Genomic DNA, 19,503 nt, shown 5'->3' with positions numbered 1-19,503 from the left:
TTATTTGCTGTTGTTGCTGTATTCGCTCCAGTTCTTCGCTGCCGAAGCCCCGGTGCCGACAATCGACGCCGACGGCACCAACTGGCTGATGAAACGGTTCCAGCGCGTAACGTTGGCCGGGCCGACGTAGACCACATCCTGTGGCCGCACCTGGAAGTGCGAAGCCAGTGCCATGGCGGTCGGTGATTCGGCCTCGAGCTGATAGATCTTCGCCGGCTCGACGTCGAGATTTTCCACGCCGCGAATCACGTACACCGCGTTGCCATTGGAACTGGTCTGACTCAGGCCACCGACCGAACCGAGCACGTCGGAAAGATTCATGGTCGCAGTCTTGAAGCTCAGCGCGCGCGGCTGGTTGACCTCGCCCATGACGTAGATGCGCTTGTTGTCGTTGTACGGCAGATACAGCTGATCGCCGCCCTTGAGGTAGACGTTCTGCAGTTCGGAATCCTGCTGATTGAGCGTGTCGAGATTGAGCGGATAGACCCGCCCGTTGCGCGTCAGCAGCAGGCCCGACAAGTCGGCGTTATTGGTGTCGATGCCAGCGGAACCGAGAGCCTCGACCACGCTCAACGGATTGGTCGAAATCGCTTGCGGGCCGGCCTTCGTCACGGCGCCGGTGACCACGACTTTCTGACTGGCGAAGCGCAATACTGCAACGTCGACCTGCGGCTCGGCGATGAATGCCGACAGGCGTTGTTCGATGTCCGCTCGTAGTTGCTGGATGGTCCGGCCGGCGGCCTGGACTTCCTTGATGAACGGGTAATACAGCGTGCCATCAGAGCGCACCAGTCGGCCGTTGGCATCGATCTGTTGTTGCGCGCCGGAGGGGGCAGTCAGCTCCGGGTGATCCCAGACGGTGATGTACAGCACGTCATTGTTGCCGATGCGATATTCCGCCGGCGTCACCAGCAGCTCCGCCGGCAGTGACTCACGCTTTTGCGTGGCGCGGTTCATGGCGATCAGCTTCGGGGTGATCGGAATCAGCTCGACCCGACTGCTTTCGCTGGCACCCTGGCGGGTGATATCGCTGGTGCTCAGGTACTGGCCGGGGGAAAACATGCAACCTTGCAAAGCGAGACTTGCCAACATTAAAAGATAAACACTACGAGTCATAATGGCACTACGCTATTCAAGGGCGAATCCAAAAAACAAAGTCACCCGACTTGCGTCGGGCGACTCTGTACTGCACTAACAAATGTTCCTGTTAGTTATGCGTGCCGGTTGTACCGGTGGTACCCGTCGTACCGGTGGTACCGCCGTTGGCACTGCCACCGCTGTTGGACGCCGCTACAGCACTGGCAACCATTGCAGTACTGGCCGCGGGCGCTTGCGAAGCCGCCACACTGCCACCTACATTGGTTACCGCTGTCAACGGCGCTTCAGCGGCGGCAGCCCAGTTGCTCAACATCGTCAACAGGGCAACTGCCATCACTTTTTTCATAACAACTCCTTTCTAACATTCGAACTGTTAAAAAACAGATCTGTGTCAGAGCTGGTAGCTTTCAAGTCCGCAAAGAGCGCGAACAAGATCCGTTGTTCTTTCACAGTCCTGTGCAACTGCTAAAGTCGAACGGCAGGTTTATATCTACGGACTTGCAAAAGGCATTGCCAGTGTAATTTCCCGACGTTATCTAACAACCTGACTGAAACTAACATCGGACTAAATGGCCATCACCCTGAATAACCATTGGGATGATTCGACTGCCAGCGCCAAGTGTCGGCAACCATGTCCTGCAAGTTGCGCGTGGCTTTCCAGCCGAGTTCTTTCGCCGCTTTCGAAGCATCGGCAAAACTCTCGGCGATATCACCGGCGCGGCGCGGCATCATCCGGTACGGCACCGGCCGCCCGCAGGCCTGTTCGAAGGCATGCAGCACTTGCAGCACGCTGTAGCCATCGCCGGTGCCGAGGTTCCAGGTGTGGATGCCGGTGCGCTCGCTGATCGACTGCAACGCTTTCAAATGCCCATCCGCCAGATCGACGACATGAATGTAATCGCGCACGCCGGTGCCATCGGCGGTCGGGTAATCGTTACCGAAAATCGACAGTTCGCGCAGACTGCCGACCGCGACCTGGCTGATATACGGCACCAGATTGTTCGGGATGCCGTTGGGGTCTTCGCCCATGTGCCCGCTGGCGTGGGCGCCGATCGGATTGAAATAGCGCAGCAGCGCGATACTCCAGCGCGGCTCGGCGAGGCTCAGGTCGCGCAGCACGTTCTCGACGATCAGCTTGGACTGGCCGTAGGGATTGGTCGGATTGCCCGTCGGAAAATCCTCGCGAATCGGCATTTCCTCGGGCTCGCCGTACACCGTCGCCGAGGAACTGAACACCAGCCGGAACACCCCCGCCGCTGCCATCGCCTGACACAGGGTGATGCTGCCGCCGACGTTGGTTTCGTAGTATTCGAGCGGCTTGCGCACACTTTCGCCCACGGCTTTGAGCCCGGCGAAATGCAGCACGGCGTCGATCTGATGCTCGCGGAAAATACGATCCAGCAACGCGCGATCGCAGACGTCGCCGCGAATCATCCATGCACTTTTGCCGCAAATGGCCTCAACGGCGTGAAGTGCTGCGTCGCTGCTGTTACAAAGATTATCCAGAACGACAACTTCATAACCTGCTTCAAGCAATGCAAGTGTGGTATGCGAGCCGATATAGCCGGCACCACCCGTTACCAGAATCTTCATAGCGCGGTCCGTCATTGAATAAATACCCGGTAGCGTGTCAAGCCATGCCTGGTGGATATGCGGAGCAATTCACACAAACAGGGCGACAACAACCTCAAACAAATTTAGTTCAACCACTGGCAATAATTATTTTTGCCGGTCAAACTGTTTGACGGGTACTTATTAGCACTCCCTGGATACTTATCACTATCGACAGATACCGACTAAAAATAACTTATAACCAAGTAGTCGACATCTCATAACATTAGCGCTTTTTAACAGCGCAACTAATTGCCAGCAACAACCTGACTCGGGTATTAAAGTAAGCCTTCAATAATCATTGAAACTTGCCGCCACTTTCTGGTGCGCAACCGTCGCCTGTGTTCCATGACTGTCCAGGATACTTTTATGATTCGTAAATGTTTGTTCCCCGCTGCCGGCTACGGCACGCGTTTCTTGCCGGCGACCAAAGCCATGCCGAAAGAGATGCTGCCGATCGTCAACAAGCCGTTGATCGAATACGCCGTTGAAGAAGCACGGGACGCTGGCCTGCAACACATGGCCATCGTCACCGGCCGGGGCAAGCGCGCGCTGGAAGACCACTTCGACATCAGCTACGAACTCGAGCACCAGATCCGTGGCACCGAGAAAGAGAAATTCCTCGCCGGCACCCGCGAGCTGATCGACACCTGCACCTTCTCCTACACCCGTCAGGTGGAAATGAAAGGCCTTGGGCATGCGATCCTCAGCGGCCGCCCATTGATTGGCGACGAGCCGTTTGCCGTGGTGCTGGCTGACGACCTGTGCCTGAACCTCGAAGGCGACGGCGTGCTGTCGCAGATGATCCAGCTGTACAGGAAATTCCGCTGCTCGATCGTCGCCATCCAGGAAGTCCCCGCCGACCAGACTCACAAGTACGGCGTGATTGCCGGTGAGCTGATTTCCGAGGGCATCTACCGGGTCAACAACATGGTGGAAAAACCGGCGCCGCAGGACGCGCCGTCGAACCTGGCGATCATCGGGCGCTACATCCTCACCCCGGACATCTTCGACCTGATTGCCGACACTGAACCGGGCAAGGGCGGCGAAATCCAGATCACCGACGCACTGATGAAACAGGCGCAGAACGGCTGCGTGCTGGCCTACAAATTCAAAGGCCTGCGCTTCGATTGCGGCGATGCCGAGGGTTACTTGCAGGCGACCAATTTCTGCTACGACAACGTGTACCTCAAGGGCCGCTGAGACGGCTTTTCTCTCCCCACAGGCAGGCAACCATGAACATTGCACAACATTCGACAGAGATTGAACGTGAGGTGGGCAACCTCGGGGTGATGAGCTGGTTGTCGCGCCATCAACCGCTGCCCAGCGCCAACGAAACCTGGCTGGGCACGATTCTGCTGGTGGAGCGGATCGGCGTGTTTCCTGCGTCCGGCGATATTCGCCGGCCGCTGCGTGATCCCTATCCGCTGCTCGCGCACCTGAAGGCGTTGTATGGCGAACAGGCGCTGGAAATGGATGACCGCGATGGCCTGAAAGTGATCTTCAGCGACTGGCGCTTTCGCGTGCGCATCTGCTGCAACGACCCGGCGATCATCATTAATGTTGAAACCCGTTGTGATGCGCGGTTGATGCCGCGCAAGCTTGACGAACTGCTGGGGCTCATCGACGCCTTCAAGCACGACGCCTGATCACCCGGGCTTCACGCCGATCCATTGTGGGAGCGAGCCTGCTCGCGAAAGCGGCGGCACAGTCAGCATTGATCGTTCCCACGCTCCGCGTGGGAACGATCATGGTGGCGAGTCGTCGCAACCGGTACTCGGACCAGTTATCCAGCCATAAAAATAATCGGCAATCACCTTCCCGCCCGTGGCCGGCAACGGATGAATCCTGTCCGGGCCGATCATCGCGCTGGCGTAGCGTTTGACGTCGGGGCCGAACGCGCATTGCAGGTTGGCAAAACCGAGCTGCTGCTCACGCGCCCACGGTTCGAGCACCTGCGCGTAGGCCGACATCGGATAAGCGCTGGAGCGCGTAGTGTCCTGACGCATGATCAGGTTGATGCTCGCCGCTGGCTGAATCTCGCGCAGCATGCTCACCAAGCCCTGAACGTTTTGCAGATACTGCGCAGGTTTGACGCCGAAGCCCTGATCGTTGCCGCCGAGCATGATCAGGTACACGTCGGCCGGAATCTTCGACACCACAGCTTTCCATTGCGTCTGCCACTGCGGATCGGCGTGATAGAAATCCGCCGATGCCGCGCCGGAGGCCGCCAGTTTCGACACTCGCACGCCCTGCTGATGGTTACCCAGCCACAGGCCGAACAGTGTCGGCGCGCCCTTCACCACTTCCAGTCTGAATGACCAGTCTGCGGCTGATGGAGCGCCCGCTAGCGCGACTTCCTGAACACCTGAGCCTGCGAGTTTCAACGGTTGCCAGTCTTGGGCGGGCGACCAGCGATAGCGCAACTCATCGGACTCGCCATTGCCCAGATACAACAGTTTCGCCTGAGTGACCGTGGTATCGATGCGCGGCGAAGGGCTGGCATCGACTTGCAACCAGGCACCCGGCTTGCCGCTGATCGTGCGACTGTCCGGGCTGGCCTGGCCCAGGTCGGAAACCTTCCAGCCGCCGCCGAAGTATTTGTCGCTGCTGCGGGTGTATTTGAAGTGCGTGCCGCCCAGCGCCGCGCCGTGGTTGAAACCGACGTAACCGGGGCCGGCAAAACCCACCTCGGCGGCCACTCGCTGCACCAGTTTGTTCAGGTAGAAATCCTGCCCGGCGGTGTAGCTGTCGCCGATCACCGAAACCGCCAGCACCTTGCCGGTCTTGCCGGTCTTGCCGTCGCGCCACTGCGCAAAGCGCTGGCGGGCATCGTCTATCGTGATGGCCGAGGTGGCGACTGGTTGAGGGGCGTCTACTGGCATCATTGAATATTTTCCTTTGTCCGGGATGGCCCCTTCGCGAGCAGGCTCGCTCCCACAAAAGACGCAATCCACACAACCTCTGTGGGAGCGAGCCTGCTCGCGAAGCTTTCAGCTGTTCTGCGTCTGCACCACCGGAGCGACAATCACCGGTGCTTTCCTCTTCGCCGCACGCTCGCCAAGGAACAACACCGAAGTGAAATTGAACCGACTGAACACCATCGCCAACAGCACCGGCCCGAGCAATCCACAACTCAGACCACCCAGCACCAGCAAGCTCTCATCCTTCACGCCGAGGCGCCCGAGGACAAACCGCGAGGTCGCCGCGAACAAAACATGAAAAAGGAAAATCGCATAGGAATATCCGCCGAGCCAGGTCAGCGCTTTCGAGCGCATGTCACTCGACAGCAATGCGATACAAGACACGCACCCTACCGTCAAACCAATCACACTGCGGCGATCGACAATCAGCTCACGATCAATCGCCGCGACGTACAGCAGCGTCAGTGAAATCAGCACAAACAGCAGCGGCCCGATCACTTTGAAACGCTGCTTCAAAACATCGACATTTTCCTGACCGATCATCCCCGCAACAAAAAACGGCAGCAGGTAAATCGCACCGTTGATACCGAAAGCATCCAGCGGCAACGGCGGCAGCAGGAACAACACCGCCGCAAACGCAAACAAGCCATACAGCCGCGTCGCCGAACGCAGCAGGCCGCGCCACTCCAGCAGGCCGACGAAGATGAAAATGCTGAACACCGCCTGCAGGAACCAGAAGTGGTTGATCGGTACCCAGAACGACAACAACGCATCGATCACGCCGACGTCCTTGTTCACCCCCGGCCCCACCGCTTGCAGCACCGAGAACGGCACGCCGACGCAGAACAGCGGCACGATCAGCCGCCGCACCTTGCCAGCGAAGAAGGCGGAAAAGTCATTGCCGCGAATCTTGTAGATCGAATAGATGTAGCCGGAGATAAAGGTGAACAGCGGCATGCGCACATACACCATCGAGTCGGCGATGACCCGGAACGGCGAGCCGATGTCGATCTTCAAGCCGCCGCCCAGCGGGCCGATGACGTGATAGAGCACCAGCAGCAGGCACGCCAGGCCGCGCAGGGTTTCGATCTCCAGGGATTTTTTCTTGCTCGACATAGAGCACCTGCGTTAAGTGAGAATTCTTGATTCGACCTGCACCGGTTTGTTCGCGCGCAGCATCAAGCCCAGGCCGACGAACAACACCGGCACGACCATCGAGAAGTGTCGGGCGAAGGAGCCGAAGTCCGGCTCGAACAAGCCTTGCACCAACAGAAACGCCAGCGGAATCGCGATCAGTTCCTTGGGTTTGGTCTGGATCGGCGCGCCCTTGTAGTCGGTCGAAGTGATGACTTTGAACAGTAGCAGCGCGGTCATGATCATCAGCGCAACGAAGATCACCTGCCCCGGCCCGGACAGCAGAATCAGCTCAACCGGAAACGACAGGCGGAAGAAAATGATCATCGAATCCAGCGCCTGGGAGACGAAGTCACTGCCGCTGAGCCACGACACGATGAGCGACTTCGAGCCCTCCTCGCCCGCCGTGCGCAGCTCGTTGTTGCTCGCGCGGATCGATGACACCGGAAAGCCCAGCGCCAGCTGAATGGCCATGGCCACCGCCAGATAAAACAGAAACAGCATCAGAAAGAAGGTGAAGCGCGAGACGTACTTTTTCATCACGCAGACGCCGACCCACGACAGCGAAAACAGAATCCAGTACGGCCGGATCAGCACACCGTAAATCACCGCCGAGAGGAAAAAACCACCGCGATATTTACGCGTCAATGCGCTGAGCAGAATGCTCAACACCGCCACCGACACGATGATTTCCTTGGTCAGGTTCTCGAGGAAAAACGAGCGCACGATGCCCCACAGGCACAGGGTGCCGAAAATGGTCAACGGCATGCGCCGAAACACCACCACCGGAATTGCGGTGAGGAAGAAATTGCAGAACATGCCGTAGGCCCAGGCATTGGTCAGATTGATCCCGGTGGGCCGCAGCAGGAACGCCGAACACTCGTAGGACGAGCGATCCGGCGAGAACGGGTTCCAGAAATTGCAGTTGTCGGCACGCGCATACGACGACCACAAGGTCATCGCATCCGGCCCCGGATCACGCGGCACCAGCAACGGCATCGCCACTGACAGGAACAGCCCGGTGAACAGGATCAGAAAGGAAATCGACGAATCAAATTTGCGCCCACGAAACTCGATGCGCGGCAGTTTCAGGCCCATGACAGCGCAGCCTTTTTCGCGCCGCTGACACGGGTCAACACTGCAATCACACTGAGCTGCACGACGATGGCGAAAACATTGCCCCACGCCGCGCCATAGATCGAATAGTGTTTGATCAGCACATAGCTGACCGGCACCGAAATCAGCAGACAGAGCGCCGCGCTGGCCAGCGACACTTGGCTGTTTTTCGAAGCAATCAAACCGCCCCAGACGATGTCGCCAATCGCCCGCAAGGCGAAGGAAAAGATCAGCACCGCGAGGAGCGCCTTATCCGGGCGCGGCACGCTGCTGGCGACATAATCGAGCAGCACATTGAAAAACACATAGATCGCCACGGCCACAACGGCGGAAACCACCAGCGAGCGCATCACCCATTTGTTGACGAACAGTTGCCTGACCGTGAACGCCTGCTGATCGGCCTGAAACCGTTTGGCCAACACCGGAATGCCGACCACCGCCACCACCGCATACGACAACGCCTGCAAAGTGTTCGCCGCCGACCACGCGTACACATATTTACCGAGGCTGGCGTAGGGCTCCAGGTCGATGATCAGAAAGCGCTCGGCGTACTGACTCAGGGCGATCAGACCGGTCCCAAGATAGAACGGCAACCCGGCCTTCCACACCGTCGCGGTGTCCAGCGTCGCTGCTTCGCGGCCCTTGTGCACGTTCACCACGATCAGGTAACCCGCAATGATCACCAGCACGTTGGCGGCGACCCACAGCCACAACACACTGGCGATGCCCGCGACCCAGCCGAGCACCATGCCGCCTACCGCCAACACCGCCCACAGGCCGGTCTTGACGAAGAACAGCAAGGCGCCGGCGGTGGCTTTCTGCGCAGAAAACACGAAGGAATTGATTTCGAACGACAGGTGCTCGGTGAGCAACACCAGCGTCACGCACAGGATCAGCGTGGCGGTCGCTTCCACCGACTGGAACAGCGAATAGACCAGCACCGTCAGTACCGACAACAACAGCCCGACCGCCAGATACAGCAGCAGAACCTTGTCGACCACCCGCCGCGAGCTGCCGCCGACGCTGATCAAACGGTTGATCTCGGAACTGAAGCCGACGCTGTAGAACTTCGAAGCGATCAGCGAAGCCGCGACCACCACACCGTAAAAACCCAGCGCCTCGTAACCGAGGTAATGGGTGATGGCCAACACCAGCAAGAACTTCGCGCCCAAGGCTCCGCCGCGAAGCAACAGCCGAAATATCATCGAACGACACCCTTGATGATTTCGTCCATGGCCACGGTTTTCGCTTCGATTTCGCGGCAAGTGTCAGTCAGGCGCTTGCCGAAATCCGCCAAGGCATTGGGCGCGTAAACGGTGTTGATGATGGTGTCGACGTCGATGTCGCCGCCGTTGATCACCCAGTCCTCGACGCCCATGTCCTGATAGGCGCCAAAGCCTTTGCGCTCGTAGCTGATGTGATACGCCGGCACGCCGGAGAGCAGCGATTCGATGGCGCCGTGCAGACGCACCGAGATCACCAGGTCGGGTTGGTATTTGGCGATGGTTGCCTTCAGCGACAGCAGGTCTTCGTTGATGCCCAGCTCGCGGTAGAACGCGCCGTCATCGTTGCCACGCACCGCGCTCTGTACCGCGCAGACCACTTTGCTTTTGTTCTTCAGACGCTGCAGCAGCAGTTTCAGATTGGCCACGTAAGCGACCTTCTTCTCTTTGCTCCACTCCGGCGGCTTGCGCAACACCACGCAGACGGTCGCCGGCGAGGCGGCGCAGCGGGTGAATTTCGGTTGCTGAAGAATCTTGCTCGCCAGCGACTGCACGGCCAGATCCGGCGCGCGGTAGACGTTTTCGCAAGCGTCAAAAATCGCCGAGGAACGGTTGTCACGCACGAACACCGCATCGGCGCTGGCGTAGTGTTCGACGATCTTGCTGCTCTCGCCGTGGAACGGGCCGATGCTCTGCGGCAGGTACACCGAAGGCACCTTGCTGAGGATCGCGGTTTCCAATTGCTTGGCATGGCCGAGCTTCAGCTTGATGTGCTCGAAGGCGCTTTTCGAACGCATGTAACCGCCGCCGACACCGACGATCAGATCGGTTTTCTTCAGCAGATCGGCGAGCCCGGCGTAGGACTGATTGAGAAACACCGCTTGCTTGACCCGCCCCAGACCCTTGGCCGCCATCACCGGCGCATCGAAACGCGGGTGCGGCAAGTAGTTGAACGACTCGGGGTCGGACGCCACGACACTGATCGCGGTGTCGTCACCGAAGTTACGCTGCACCAGAGCAATGGCCAGATCGACGAGCAGACCGTCACCGGAGTTGGACGCACTGTAGCCATGCAAAATCGTTACGTTCATAAGCTTGAGTTCTACTTAATAAGTGGGAGCGTGATACAGGTCGTAGGTCTGGCGGATCATCAACGCGGCGCTGAAACGTTCGCGGACAATGCTCCGGCCTTCGTTGCCGAGGTCGAGCAGGCGCGGCTTCTGGATGATCGTCAAAACGTCGGCCAGCGCCTGGTGATCGCCGGAGGGGAAGACGTAGCCGGACACTTCATTGGTGACCAGTTCCGGCAGTGAAGTGCAGTTGCTGGCAATCACCGGCAGCCCCATGGCCATGCCTTCCAGCGGCACCATGGCAAAGCCTTCCCAGCGACTCGGCACGATCAGCGCATCGGCTTTCTGATACAGCGCCTGCACTTCACTCGGGGTCACCCACGGCAGATACTCGACAGAATCCATCGGCGGGCACTCGACCGAATCTTCGTTGACCGCACTGCCGACCACGGTGAGTTTCAGGTCGTTGCGGTTGACCTTGGCGTAGGCCTTGAGCAGCACGTCGAAGCCTTTCTGGTAATCCAGGCGCCCGACGAACAGCAGATGAATCGGCTCGGCGCCAGCGGTTTTTGGCGCGTCATCCTTGTGATGAATGCCGTTGTAGATCAGCTTCATGCGCTTGCGCTCGATACCGAAACGCGCGGCTTTATCCAGCTCGTACTGGCTGACGCAGATGATCACGTCGGTGACTTTCTGCAGCACGCGCTCGATCCACGCGTAGACCTTCTGCTTGGTCGGCGAGCTTTCCATCAGGAACGAAAACGCATGCGGGCAGTAGACGATTTTCGGCTTGCGCCATGGTCGCAACAGCACACACACCACACGGCCGATCACCCCGGAAAAGGTGCTGTGCAAATGCACCACGTCGGGGTTTTCCTTGAGCAGCACCTGGCTCAGACGCCAGGCGAAACGCAGCAGCGACGGCACGTTGCGGCCACTGCGTGGAAAGGTGCGCACCTGCTGCGGGGCGATGCCGTGCAGCTCCTTGGCCTGATCCTCGGGCACCAGATAGACCAGTTGATAATTCGCTGCGTCGTCTTCTGGGGATGCCGAGATCGTGCGGATCACCGTCGCCACGCCACCTTTGATCGTCTCTGCCACGTGCAGTATTTTTTTCACAACTCACCCACTTCAAACAGGAAAGAACAATCGGCAACCATCAGGATTTGTCGGACGCGTATTCGTAGTTGTAATAGCCAGTGCCGCCGTAATAGCTGGCCGCACGCTTCTCGACGCCGTTGAACACCGCGCCTTTCAACTCGATGCCGTTCTGGGCGAAGCGGCGAATGGTCAGTTCAATCTCCTTGGCCGGGTTCACCCCGAAGCGGGTGACGATCAGGCTGATGCCAGCCTCGCGACCGACGATGGCGGCATCCGTCACCGCCAGAAGCGGCGGCGTGTCGATGATCACCAGGTCGTAGCGCTCGCTGAGTTCTGCCAGCAGTTCGCGGAAGTTGGCGTGCATCAGCAGCTCGGAAGGATTGGGCGGCACCTGCCCCCGGCTGATGAAATGCAGGTTGTCGACTTCGACTTTGTTGATCGCCTGCTCAAGGGTGCAGCGCTTGACCAGCAGGTCGGACAGACCGTTGCTGATCGGCGTGTTGAGGGTTTTGTGCAGGTGCCCTTTGCGCATGTCGGCATCGATCAGCACCACGCGCTGGCCGCTCAGGGCCATGACCGCCGCAAGGTTGGACGAGACGAAGGTCTTGCCGACCTGCGGGCTCGGCCCGGAAATCATGATGCGGTTGTTGGTCGAATCGAGCCCGGCAAAGTGCAGGCAGGTGCGCAGGCTGCGGATCGATTCGATCGACAGATCAGTCGGGTTGCGCAGCGCCAGCAGATACGCCGGCTTGTCGACGCCATCGCGGGCGCGGCCCTTTTTGTTGTCCTCTTCCTCCTGCAAGGCGCTGTAGGGAATCGACGCGTAAACCGGCAGGCCCAACTGCTCGATGCCTTCCGGGCCTTCAAGGCCACGGCTGAGGGATTTGCGCAGCAGCACCAGCGCCACGCCGACAAACGCGCCGAGCAATGTCGCGATCAGCACGATCAGTGGTTTCTTCGGTTTGATCGGATTGGTCAGGTCGACATCGGCGGTGTCGATCAGGCGCACGTTGCCGACGGCCCCGGCGCGGACGATGTCCAGTTCTTGGGATTTGTTCAGCAACTGCGTGTAGATCTGCGAAGCCACCTCGACGTCGCGGGTCAGGTTGAGCAATTCCTGCTGGGTGGCCGGCAAGTCCTGAACCTTGCCTTCGAGGGATTTCTGCTGCTGGGTCAATTCGCCGATCTGCGTCATCAAGGCGCGATAGGCCGGGTGCTGTTTGGTGAACTTGCGATCGAGCTCGGCCTGCTGCATTTTCAGCTCGGAGATGCGCGTTTCCAGCGCCACCGACTGGCCCAGCACCGACTGGGTTTCCAGCGAAATGTTCACCGTCTTGCCGTGGGTCTGGTAGGCATTCAAAGCGTCGCTGGCCTTGGCCAGATCACGCTTGACCTGGGGCAACTGGCTCTGCAGAAACGCCAGGCTCTGCGCGGCCTCCGCCGAAGTGCGCCGTACGTTTTGCTCGACGTAGAGCGAGGCGATCTTGTTGAGGATCTTCACCGCCTCGGCCGCGTCGGAGCTGGCCAGCGCCAGACGAATGATCCCCGACTCCTTGCCTTGTTCGGAGATATCCAGCGCGTCCTGATAGCCCTGAATGGTCACAATCCGAGGATTGCGCACCACCTGAAAGCGCGTGCCGGGGTTGGCCGAAAAGTGCGCGATCTGCCCTTCCACGCCATCGTTGGCAAACGCTTCGCCGGCCACGCCTTCGGCGAGCAGATTGTCGTTTTCATCGAACAGCTGAAAACGCTGCTGCTCGCCGGCGATCAGGGTGAGTTTCTTGCCGAGCAGGTCTTTCGGCAATTGCAGCCGATTGAATTCCAGACGTCCGCCGCCCCAGGCATAACTGTTCAAGCCGAAACGCGGCGGCGCGACGCTGGTCTCGCTGTCTCCGCGATAACGCCGCGAAAGAAAGCCGCCGATTAACGGGAACGTGTTGGGCGTGACGTCGATATCCAGGCGCAGGTCGTCAACGGTTTTGCCGATCACCGCGCGGGATTTGATGATGCCGATTTCGGTCACCGACGGCGATTGCCCGCCGAGCATGCTGTTAAGGTCGGAGAAACCGAGCATGTCGTTCTTTTTCGGTTCGACCTGCACCAGCGCGTTCGCCAGGTACACCGGCGTTGCCAGAACCGCATAGGCGACGCCGGTTACCATGAAGGCGCCCGTCAGCGCGCCGATCAGCCACTTCTGGTCGATCAGGCTGCCGAAGATGCCGAGCAGATCAATACTGTCTTGATCATTGTCGCGGGTGCCGATTACGGACGGTAACTGCATAAGTCTGTTCTTACCATTTGCTGTTCTGAAGAATATTCATCAATGCCCGAGACGCTTCGCCCATGAACTAACAGCATCTTCGATCAATGCGTGGGCATGAATAAACGCGGCTTTGCCTTGACGATACGGATCATGTATTTCGCGCTCGCTCTGCCACTTGCCGAGCAGAAACACTTTGCCTCGGGCGTGCGAGGCAATCTTCAGCACTTGATTGACGTGGGCTTTTTCCATGACCAGGATCAGGTCCGAGTCATTGACGATGTCCGAAGTCAGTTGCCGCGCCTTGAAGGCCTCGGCACAGTGCCCGTGTTCTTCGAGAACCTGCCGCGCCGAGGCTTCCACGCCCTCGCCCACGCGGGCGGACAGGCCGGCTGAGGACACGGTGATGGCGGACTGGCCCAGCGCGTTGCGCAGCAGCAGTTCAGCCGTCGGACTTCGGCATATATTGCCCACGCAGACAACGAGGATCTTTTTGAACAAGTCTTGCTTTCCTGTGTAATATCAAACAGCCAACATGCCGTGAAAGTTAATGAACCCTCACGACTTTCCTGCACTCAGAAATAGCTTCGCCCTGTTAGTACAGGAACATTAAGTACCACAGCGTTTTAAGCCGCCCCAACCACAATTAGCGGACTAAAAATAACTGTGATTTTCAGTTGCTGTTTTCCTGACAAAAAATAACATTCGCGCACTTAGTGCCATCACCGTTATCGGAAATTGAGTAACGGGATAAATATTCGTAGTTGTCATTCTCTTCAGGAGAGCAGACATGAAAACAGCACAGCGCAATAAACTCGCCGCCCTCGCCCTGATGGCGTTCGGTGCCACCAGCCAGGTTCACGCCAGTGAGCTGTTCCCCAACCTTCCAGCAAAAACCATCGGCGTGCAGGTGAAAATCCAGAGTTTCACCGCCGCCGATGCCGCGCAGATCAAAGCGGCAGGCTTCAGCTTTGTGCGCTTCGGTGTGTGGAGCGACAGCCTCACCGCCAAGACTTATCAGAAACAGGTCAGCGATGCCTTCGCCGCCGCCGCTTCCGCCGGCCTGCCGGTGCTGCTGACGGTGCGCGCGATCAAGGCACTGCCGGCCACTTCGCCGGAGGAGCTGAACGCCGCCGGCGGTAAGTTCGCCAACACCGTGACCGGGCTGGAAAAATCCTGGAGCTCGCAATTGGTGGCGATCGAAATATGGAACGAACCGGACCTGGAAACCTATTGGCCGACGCGCAATTTCGATACAACGTTCGTGCCGTTCATGGCCGGCATGTGCAAGGCCTTCGAAGCTCAGCCACAGACGACACCACGGGTCGGTTTCGGCTTCGCCCGGCCGCCAAGCGCGGGCTCGGCGTCGACGGTGGCGCTGAAAAGTATCGTCAGCGAGTACCCCAAATGCTTGAACGCCGTGTCCTACCACCCTTACGGCATGACCGCCACGCAGATCAGCAACGCGCAGACCTTCATCCAGCAGAACTTCAATCTGCCGGGGGTCATCAGTGAATGGGGGGTGTCGGCCCTCGCCTCCAACGGCGGTCCTGAGGGGCAAGCAACCAAGATCAACGCGTTTATTACCGACGTTAAACGCCTCAATATTCCCCTGACCTCTATCTATGAATGGCGGAACAGTGATTCCGGCAGCAACGATCGCGAGAAGAACTTCGGCTTTCTGACCTCTGACGGCCAGCCAAAACCGGCGCGGTTGTCCGTGGAAGGTGTGTTGAACGCTGAGTAGGCGTTGGGCGACCGGCCTGTTCACAGGTCGGTTGCTTTGAACCTGTGGGCTGTTTTGGCATCGTATTCAGCGACACCGCGCCCCGCCTTTCAAACAATCGTTTTCAGGTTGTTGCCGCAGGGGCCATCGATCCACGAATGCACCCTTGAGTGCCCGTCAGCGCTCGGGTAATGTCTTCAGACCCATAGGATAGAGCACGCCCATGACTTCCAAGCTGGAACAACTCAAACAGTTCACCACCGTGGTTGCCGACACCGGCGACTTCGAAGCGATCGCCCGAGTCAAACCGACCGATGCCACCACCAACCCTTCCCTGCTGCTCAAGGCTTCGGCGATTCACGGTTACGCCGAACTGCTGAACGATTGCGTTCGCGACTGCAAGGGCGATGTAGGCCTGGCCAGCGACCGTTTCGGCGTCGCAGTGGGCAAGGAAATTCTCAACGTGGTTCCGGGCCGCATCTCCACCGAAGTGGATGCGCGCCTGTCCTTCGACCAGGATGCGATCCTCAAGCGTGCGCATCGCCTGATCGAGCTGTACGACAAGGCCGGCGTCGGCCGCGACCGCGTGCTGATCAAGATCGCCTCGACCTGGGAAGGCATCCGCGCCGCCGAGATCCTCGAGAAGGAAGGCATCCAGACCAACCTGACGCTGCTGTTCTCCTTCGCCCAGGCCGCCGCCTGCGCCGACGCCGGGGTGTTCCTGATTTCGCCGTTCGTGGGCCGTATCTACGACTGGTACAAGAAGGCCAACGGCAACGACTACACCGGCGCTGATGATCCGGGCGTGCAGTCGGTGACGCGCATCTACAACTACTACAAGGCCAACGACTACAAGACCGTGGTCATGGGCGCGAGCTTCCGTAACATCAACCAGATCGAGCAACTGGCTGGCTGCGATCGCCTGACCATCAGCCCGGAACTGCTGGAGAAGCTGGCCGCCGATACCGGCAAGCTGGAACGCAAACTGGCGCCGGGCAATGCCGGTGAAGCACGCCTGAGCCTCAACGAAGCGCAATTCCGCTGGTTGTCCAACGAAGACGCGATGGCCACCGAGAAACTGGCTGAAGGCATCCGTCAGTTCGCCCGCGACCAGGAAAAACTGGAAGCATTGCTGCAGGCCAAGCTGTGATTTGAGTCTGTAGAACGCAAAAAGGGCGAACCTGTGAGGGTTCGCCCTTTTTCATTTGCCTGCACTGATAAATGTATCGACCGACCCGACGCCATCGCGGGCAAGCCCGCTCCCACAGGGTATGTGGAGAACCTAAGTTTGAGGTTTCACGCGATCATTGTGGGAGCGGGCTTGCCCGCGATGAGGCCAGCCCAGACACCATCAATTCATGAGGTCAGTGTCTTTCCAGGGCATTGACCAGATCATGAAACGCTTCACGATTGGAATCGTTCAGGCCCATGAGAATCTTGTGCGCTTCCAGCACCTTGATTCGCACCACTTCTTCGGACTGGTCCTGATCCGGCAGGTCGTCCAGGCACTCCGGGCACGGCACCGGGTGGTTGACGATGTTGAACACCTGCTCGAAGCCCATCGACTGCAAAAGCCGAGTAATGTCTTCGTGGGTGGTGACAACCGTCGGCAACAGGCCGACCTTCTGCCGCGACAGGATCGACAGTTTGGCCAGCAGGCCCAGGGTGGTGCTGTCGATGCTGCGGGTTTCGGTCAAATCGATCACGATCGCGTTGAAATTCAGCGCGGTGAAGATTTTCTCAATAGTCGCATCCAACGCCGAACACAGGGTCAGGCGAACTTCACCGACGAACTTCAGGACGAAGGTGCCGTCCTGCTCGGCGAACTGGATTCTACCGGTACTCATTAAAGATTCCTGCTCAACACCAACAGGGCGATATCATCCGGCATCTCCCCTAGCGTGGCCAAACCAAACACTTGCCGCAGACCATCCAGGCTGCCGCCCGCCGACTTCACCCGTTCGGGCAAAGCAGCCTCTTTTTCTTTGAGCGTTGCTTCCGGCAAAAGGTCCAGAATGCCATCAGACATCAGCGTCAGGCTGAACGTCGGCGGCAGCTCAAGCACGTGGTCTTCGTAGGTGGCTTCGTTGAAAAGCCCCACCGGCAGACCACGGCCTTCGAGATAACGAACACTGTCAGGCGTGTACAACACAGGCAAAGGCAGATGGCCGCCGATGCTATAGGTCAACAAACCGGTCTCCTCGTCGATGACTCCACCGACCATTGTGACGTGTTTACCCAGCTTACAACTGATCAGCCCCCGGTTGATATGACCGAGCACTTCCGAAGGTTTGAACTCCGGCAAGGTACCGCTGCGTTTTGACTCGAAGAGCAAACGCGTGGTCATGAACTTCAACAGCACGGTGACGAAGGCTGATGACGCACCATGCCCGGAAACATCCGCCAGATAAAACGCGACCCGGCGCTCGTCAACGCGGAAATAGTCGACAAAATCACCCGACAGGTACAGCGACGGGATGATCTGGTGGGCAAAGTTGAATTCGTCGATGCTCCACGGGCTTTCCGGCAGCATGTTCATCTGCACCTGGCGACCGGCGTTCTGGTCTTCCTGGAGCAGGTTCAGGCTGGCTTCGAGCTCGCGGTTGGCCTTTTCCAGCTTCTCGCTGTAGCGCTGGTTTTCCAGCAGCAGCCGCGCACGATCCAGGGCCCGGCGCACGGAGTGCTCGAGCACAGCCAGATCTTCGAGAGGCTTGATCAGGTAATCCGCCGCACCAAGGCGCAGGGCCTCGACTGCGTCGTTCATCACCCCGGCACCCGAGACCACGATCACCGGCGTCTCCGGTGAGCGCTCGGTAACCTGACGGATCAGTTCGAGACCGCCCATCTGCGGCATGCGCAGATCGCAGATGACCAGATCGGGCTCGTCTTGCTCGAATACCTGAAGACCCTGTTGACCGTTGCCGGCCTGCAGGACGCTGAAACCACTGTCTTCCAGATAGGCCGCGAGGCTCGCGCGCACTACCTCGTCATCATCGATTATCAGCAGCGTGGCACTGGTTTTTGGCATGTGGGCAAACGGCGCCAGAATTAGGTTGGCGTAGTGAGCGGGGCAACGGCCCTGCGCAGACTACTGGATTCGCTTTCTAGCCTCTCTGTTGCAGCGCTTTCAAGCATTCGCCTGGCGCGCGGTTTTAAACAGAGGTGCCCTTCTAAGGCGCAGACGGTACTCCCATCCGCAGAGCGTTTCAAGCATGCGCCGATTGTCGCTTGACGACTTTGTTTGTCAAATCACCGGGAGTTATAAGAACCGCTCCAACGGTAACCCGATGGAAGGTAGCGGCAGTCGCAGGCGACACTCTGGCGCGGACAAAAAAGGCGACCCGAGGGCCGCCTTTTTCATCACCGGTCAAAATCAGAAATCGTCTTCAACCTGACCGTCCTTCACCTTGAACTCGCGGTTCTGCAGGTAAGCGTTGCGGATGAAGGTGTATTTGTCGCCGCTGATCAGCTTCTCGCTCGACAGCAGGCTGGCGCGGGTGTCGACGATGTTCAGGCCGAAGATCGAGTTACGCGTCGGCACGTGGTCGATGTAGCGGTACGCGCCGGTGAAGCTGTCGACATATTTCGACGGTGCGTCACGCAGGGTGCTCGGCCCCATCAGCGGCAGCATCACGTATGGGCCGCTGCCCACGCCCCAGTAACCGAGGGTCTGACCGAAGTCTTCGTCGCTGCGGTTCAAGCCCATCTTGGTGCCGACATCAAAGAAGCCGAGCAGACCGAAGGTGGTGTTGAAAATCAGTCGGGCGGTATCAACGCCCGCCGCAGCCGGTTTGGCCTGGAGAATGTTGTTCGCCAGGTTGGTCACGTCACCGACGTTGCGGAACATGTTGTGAATGCCGTCTTCGACGAACTGCGGGGTGATGAACTCATAACCCTGGGCCAATGGCTTCAGCGCGTAGGTGTCAACGAAGTCGTTGAACTGGAAAATCGGCCGGTTGACGCTTTCCCAAGGGTCTTCTTCGGTGGCCGCCTGGGTGGCGAACGGCGCCAGCAACAGGCTGGCACATACACTTAGCTGAGTGAGCGAAGGGCTCCAGCGCATAGAAAAACTCCTAGGATTCGATACTGGCGCGGTCCTCTCGGCCCGGGCATTAAGGCCGCTAGTATAAGCGTAAACGGCGATTTGGGCAGTGCGCCGCTGCAAGGATATGCAGGAAGTTTCCTACACAGGCTTTCACTCGGCTGTCATGCAACTGTCACCCCAGCGCCCTAGTCTTGA

The 19,503-nt window shown here is 58.8% G+C and carries 18 protein-coding genes; 4 read left to right on the top strand and 14 right to left on the bottom strand.

Features of this window, described 5'->3' with window-relative positions:
- From ACV8MC_RS15840 to galE, 3 genes are all read right to left on the bottom strand, one after another.
- Positions 1–1,116, bottom strand: a complete 1,116-nt coding sequence (locus tag ACV8MC_RS15840) for a polysaccharide biosynthesis/export family protein (protein WP_177180896.1) — start codon at positions 1,114–1,116, stop codon at positions 1–3.
- Positions 1,117–1,207: 91 nt separating this feature from the next.
- Positions 1,208–1,444 carry a hypothetical protein gene (locus ACV8MC_RS15835; protein WP_016775457.1) on the bottom strand — a complete coding sequence of 79 codons (237 nt, stop codon included), beginning with the start codon at positions 1,442–1,444 and terminating at the stop codon, positions 1,208–1,210.
- A gap of 230 nt (positions 1,445–1,674) precedes the next feature.
- Positions 1,675–2,691: a UDP-glucose 4-epimerase GalE gene (galE, locus tag ACV8MC_RS15830; RefSeq protein ID WP_252876644.1), complete on the bottom strand. Its 1,017-nt coding sequence runs from the start codon at positions 2,689–2,691 to the stop codon at positions 1,675–1,677.
- Between the two features lie 387 nt (positions 2,692–3,078).
- Here galE and galU point away from each other — a divergent pair, with 387 nt between their 5' ends.
- On the top strand, positions 3,079–3,912 hold the full coding sequence (galU, locus tag ACV8MC_RS15825) for a UTP--glucose-1-phosphate uridylyltransferase GalU (RefSeq protein WP_041477294.1): 834 nt from the start codon (positions 3,079–3,081) through the stop codon (positions 3,910–3,912).
- A 32-nt stretch (positions 3,913–3,944) separates the two neighbouring features.
- Positions 3,945–4,358: a mannose-1-phosphate guanylyltransferase gene (locus ACV8MC_RS15820; protein WP_016770593.1), complete on the top strand. Its 414-nt coding sequence runs from the start codon at positions 3,945–3,947 to the stop codon at positions 4,356–4,358.
- A 99-nt stretch (positions 4,359–4,457) separates the two neighbouring features.
- On the opposite strand, the gene ACV8MC_RS15815 is transcribed toward ACV8MC_RS15820, so the two are convergent.
- The 8 genes from ACV8MC_RS15815 to ACV8MC_RS15780 all read right to left on the bottom strand — a co-directional run bounded on the left by ACV8MC_RS15815 (position 4,458) and on the right by ACV8MC_RS15780 (position 14,038).
- Positions 4,458–5,597, bottom strand: a complete 1,140-nt coding sequence (locus ACV8MC_RS15815; RefSeq protein ID WP_252884587.1) for an SGNH/GDSL hydrolase family protein — start codon at positions 5,595–5,597, stop codon at positions 4,458–4,460.
- A gap of 105 nt (positions 5,598–5,702) precedes the next feature.
- Positions 5,703–6,749: an acyltransferase family protein gene (locus tag ACV8MC_RS15810; RefSeq protein ID WP_457262551.1), complete on the bottom strand. Its 1,047-nt coding sequence runs from the start codon at positions 6,747–6,749 to the stop codon at positions 5,703–5,705.
- Positions 6,750–6,761: 12 nt separating this feature from the next.
- Positions 6,762–7,865 carry a hypothetical protein gene (locus tag ACV8MC_RS15805; protein WP_016775461.1) on the bottom strand — a complete coding sequence of 368 codons (1,104 nt, stop codon included), beginning with the start codon at positions 7,863–7,865 and terminating at the stop codon, positions 6,762–6,764.
- Entirely contained in the window at positions 7,856–9,088 is a 1,233-nt protein-coding gene (locus tag ACV8MC_RS15800; RefSeq protein ID WP_457262549.1) for a phosphoribosylaminoimidazole carboxylase, read from the bottom strand. Before ACV8MC_RS15800 ends, ACV8MC_RS15805 begins: the two co-directional genes overlap by 10 nt.
- Positions 9,085–10,197 carry a polysaccharide pyruvyl transferase family protein gene (locus ACV8MC_RS15795; RefSeq protein WP_041477306.1) on the bottom strand — a complete coding sequence of 371 codons (1,113 nt, stop codon included), beginning with the start codon at positions 10,195–10,197 and terminating at the stop codon, positions 9,085–9,087. The genes ACV8MC_RS15800 and ACV8MC_RS15795 overlap by 4 nt, the downstream gene beginning before the upstream one ends.
- A 15-nt stretch (positions 10,198–10,212) precedes the next feature.
- Entirely contained in the window at positions 10,213–11,295 is a 1,083-nt protein-coding gene (locus ACV8MC_RS15790; protein WP_150741246.1) for a glycosyltransferase, read from the bottom strand.
- Positions 11,296–11,335: 40 nt separating this feature from the next.
- Positions 11,336–13,558, bottom strand: a complete 2,223-nt coding sequence (locus ACV8MC_RS15785; protein WP_457262546.1) for a polysaccharide biosynthesis tyrosine autokinase — start codon at positions 13,556–13,558, stop codon at positions 11,336–11,338.
- A gap of 39 nt (positions 13,559–13,597) precedes the next feature.
- Entirely contained in the window at positions 13,598–14,038 is a 441-nt protein-coding gene (locus ACV8MC_RS15780; RefSeq protein WP_073471426.1) for a low molecular weight protein-tyrosine-phosphatase, read from the bottom strand.
- Between the two features lie 289 nt (positions 14,039–14,327).
- On the opposite strand from ACV8MC_RS15780, the gene ACV8MC_RS15775 reads away from it, so the two are divergent.
- Together ACV8MC_RS15775 and tal are read left to right on the top strand one after the other, a co-directional pair.
- On the top strand, positions 14,328–15,284 hold the full coding sequence (locus ACV8MC_RS15775; protein ID WP_457262544.1) for a glycosyl hydrolase family 5: 957 nt from the start codon (positions 14,328–14,330) through the stop codon (positions 15,282–15,284).
- Between the two features lie 202 nt (positions 15,285–15,486).
- Complete coding sequence (tal, locus tag ACV8MC_RS15770) at positions 15,487–16,413, top strand: transaldolase (RefSeq protein WP_016775468.1); 927 nt, start codon at positions 15,487–15,489, stop codon at positions 16,411–16,413.
- A gap of 214 nt (positions 16,414–16,627) precedes the next feature.
- On the opposite strand, the gene rssC is transcribed toward tal, so the two are convergent.
- From rssC to ACV8MC_RS15755, 3 genes are all read right to left on the bottom strand, one after another.
- On the bottom strand, positions 16,628–17,110 hold the full coding sequence (gene rssC, locus ACV8MC_RS15765) for an anti-sigma factor antagonist RssC (RefSeq protein WP_003226553.1): 483 nt from the start codon (positions 17,108–17,110) through the stop codon (positions 16,628–16,630).
- A complete protein-coding gene (gene rssB, locus ACV8MC_RS15760; protein ID WP_041477317.1) occupies positions 17,110–18,291 on the bottom strand; it encodes a two-component system response regulator RssB in 1,182 nt (393 codons plus the stop codon). Before rssB ends, rssC begins: the two co-directional genes overlap by 1 nt.
- 345 nt (positions 18,292–18,636) lie before the next feature.
- On the bottom strand, positions 18,637–19,326 hold the full coding sequence (locus ACV8MC_RS15755; protein ID WP_016775470.1) for an MlaA family lipoprotein: 690 nt from the start codon (positions 19,324–19,326) through the stop codon (positions 18,637–18,639).
- Between the last annotated feature and the right edge of the window lie 177 nt (positions 19,327–19,503).

The organism is Pseudomonas sp. PK-RTE-24 (genome assembly GCF_054052265.1).
Note: the sequence above shows the minus strand (reverse complement) of the source record. Positions and strands in the feature narration are given on the sequence as shown.

Bases quoted from the DNA above. Each gene is read 5' to 3' on its own strand.
- ACV8MC_RS15805 (WP_016775461.1), bottom strand. From the start codon at position 7,865: ATGGGCCTGAAACTGCCGCGCATCGAGTTTCGTGGGCGCAAATTTGAT.
- ACV8MC_RS15775 (WP_457262544.1), top strand. From the start codon at position 14,328: ATGAAAACAGCACAGCGCAATAAACTCGCCGCCCTCGCCCTGATGGCG.
- ACV8MC_RS15795 (WP_041477306.1), bottom strand. From the start codon at position 10,197: ATGAACGTAACGATTTTGCATGGCTACAGTGCGTCCAACTCCGGTGAC.
- ACV8MC_RS15820 (WP_016770593.1), top strand. From the start codon at position 3,945: ATGAACATTGCACAACATTCGACAGAGATTGAACGTGAGGTGGGCAAC.
- galE (WP_252876644.1), bottom strand. From the start codon at position 2,691: ATGAAGATTCTGGTAACGGGTGGTGCCGGCTATATCGGCTCGCATACC.
- ACV8MC_RS15810 (WP_457262551.1), bottom strand. From the start codon at position 6,749: ATGTCGAGCAAGAAAAAATCCCTGGAGATCGAAACCCTGCGCGGCCTG.
- ACV8MC_RS15840 (WP_177180896.1), bottom strand. From the start codon at position 1,116: ATGACTCGTAGTGTTTATCTTTTAATGTTGGCAAGTCTCGCTTTGCAA.
- ACV8MC_RS15800 (WP_457262549.1), bottom strand. From the start codon at position 9,088: ATGATATTTCGGCTGTTGCTTCGCGGCGGAGCCTTGGGCGCGAAGTTC.
- ACV8MC_RS15835 (WP_016775457.1), bottom strand. From the start codon at position 1,444: ATGAAAAAAGTGATGGCAGTTGCCCTGTTGACGATGTTGAGCAACTGG.
- ACV8MC_RS15815 (WP_252884587.1), bottom strand. From the start codon at position 5,597: ATGATGCCAGTAGACGCCCCTCAACCAGTCGCCACCTCGGCCATCACG.
- tal (WP_016775468.1), top strand. From the start codon at position 15,487: ATGACTTCCAAGCTGGAACAACTCAAACAGTTCACCACCGTGGTTGCC.
- ACV8MC_RS15755 (WP_016775470.1), bottom strand. From the start codon at position 19,326: ATGCGCTGGAGCCCTTCGCTCACTCAGCTAAGTGTATGTGCCAGCCTG.
- ACV8MC_RS15785 (WP_457262546.1), bottom strand. From the start codon at position 13,558: ATGCAGTTACCGTCCGTAATCGGCACCCGCGACAATGATCAAGACAGT.
- rssC (WP_003226553.1), bottom strand. From the start codon at position 17,110: ATGAGTACCGGTAGAATCCAGTTCGCCGAGCAGGACGGCACCTTCGTC.
- galU (WP_041477294.1), top strand. From the start codon at position 3,079: ATGATTCGTAAATGTTTGTTCCCCGCTGCCGGCTACGGCACGCGTTTC.
- rssB (WP_041477317.1), bottom strand. From the start codon at position 18,291: ATGCCAAAAACCAGTGCCACGCTGCTGATAATCGATGATGACGAGGTA.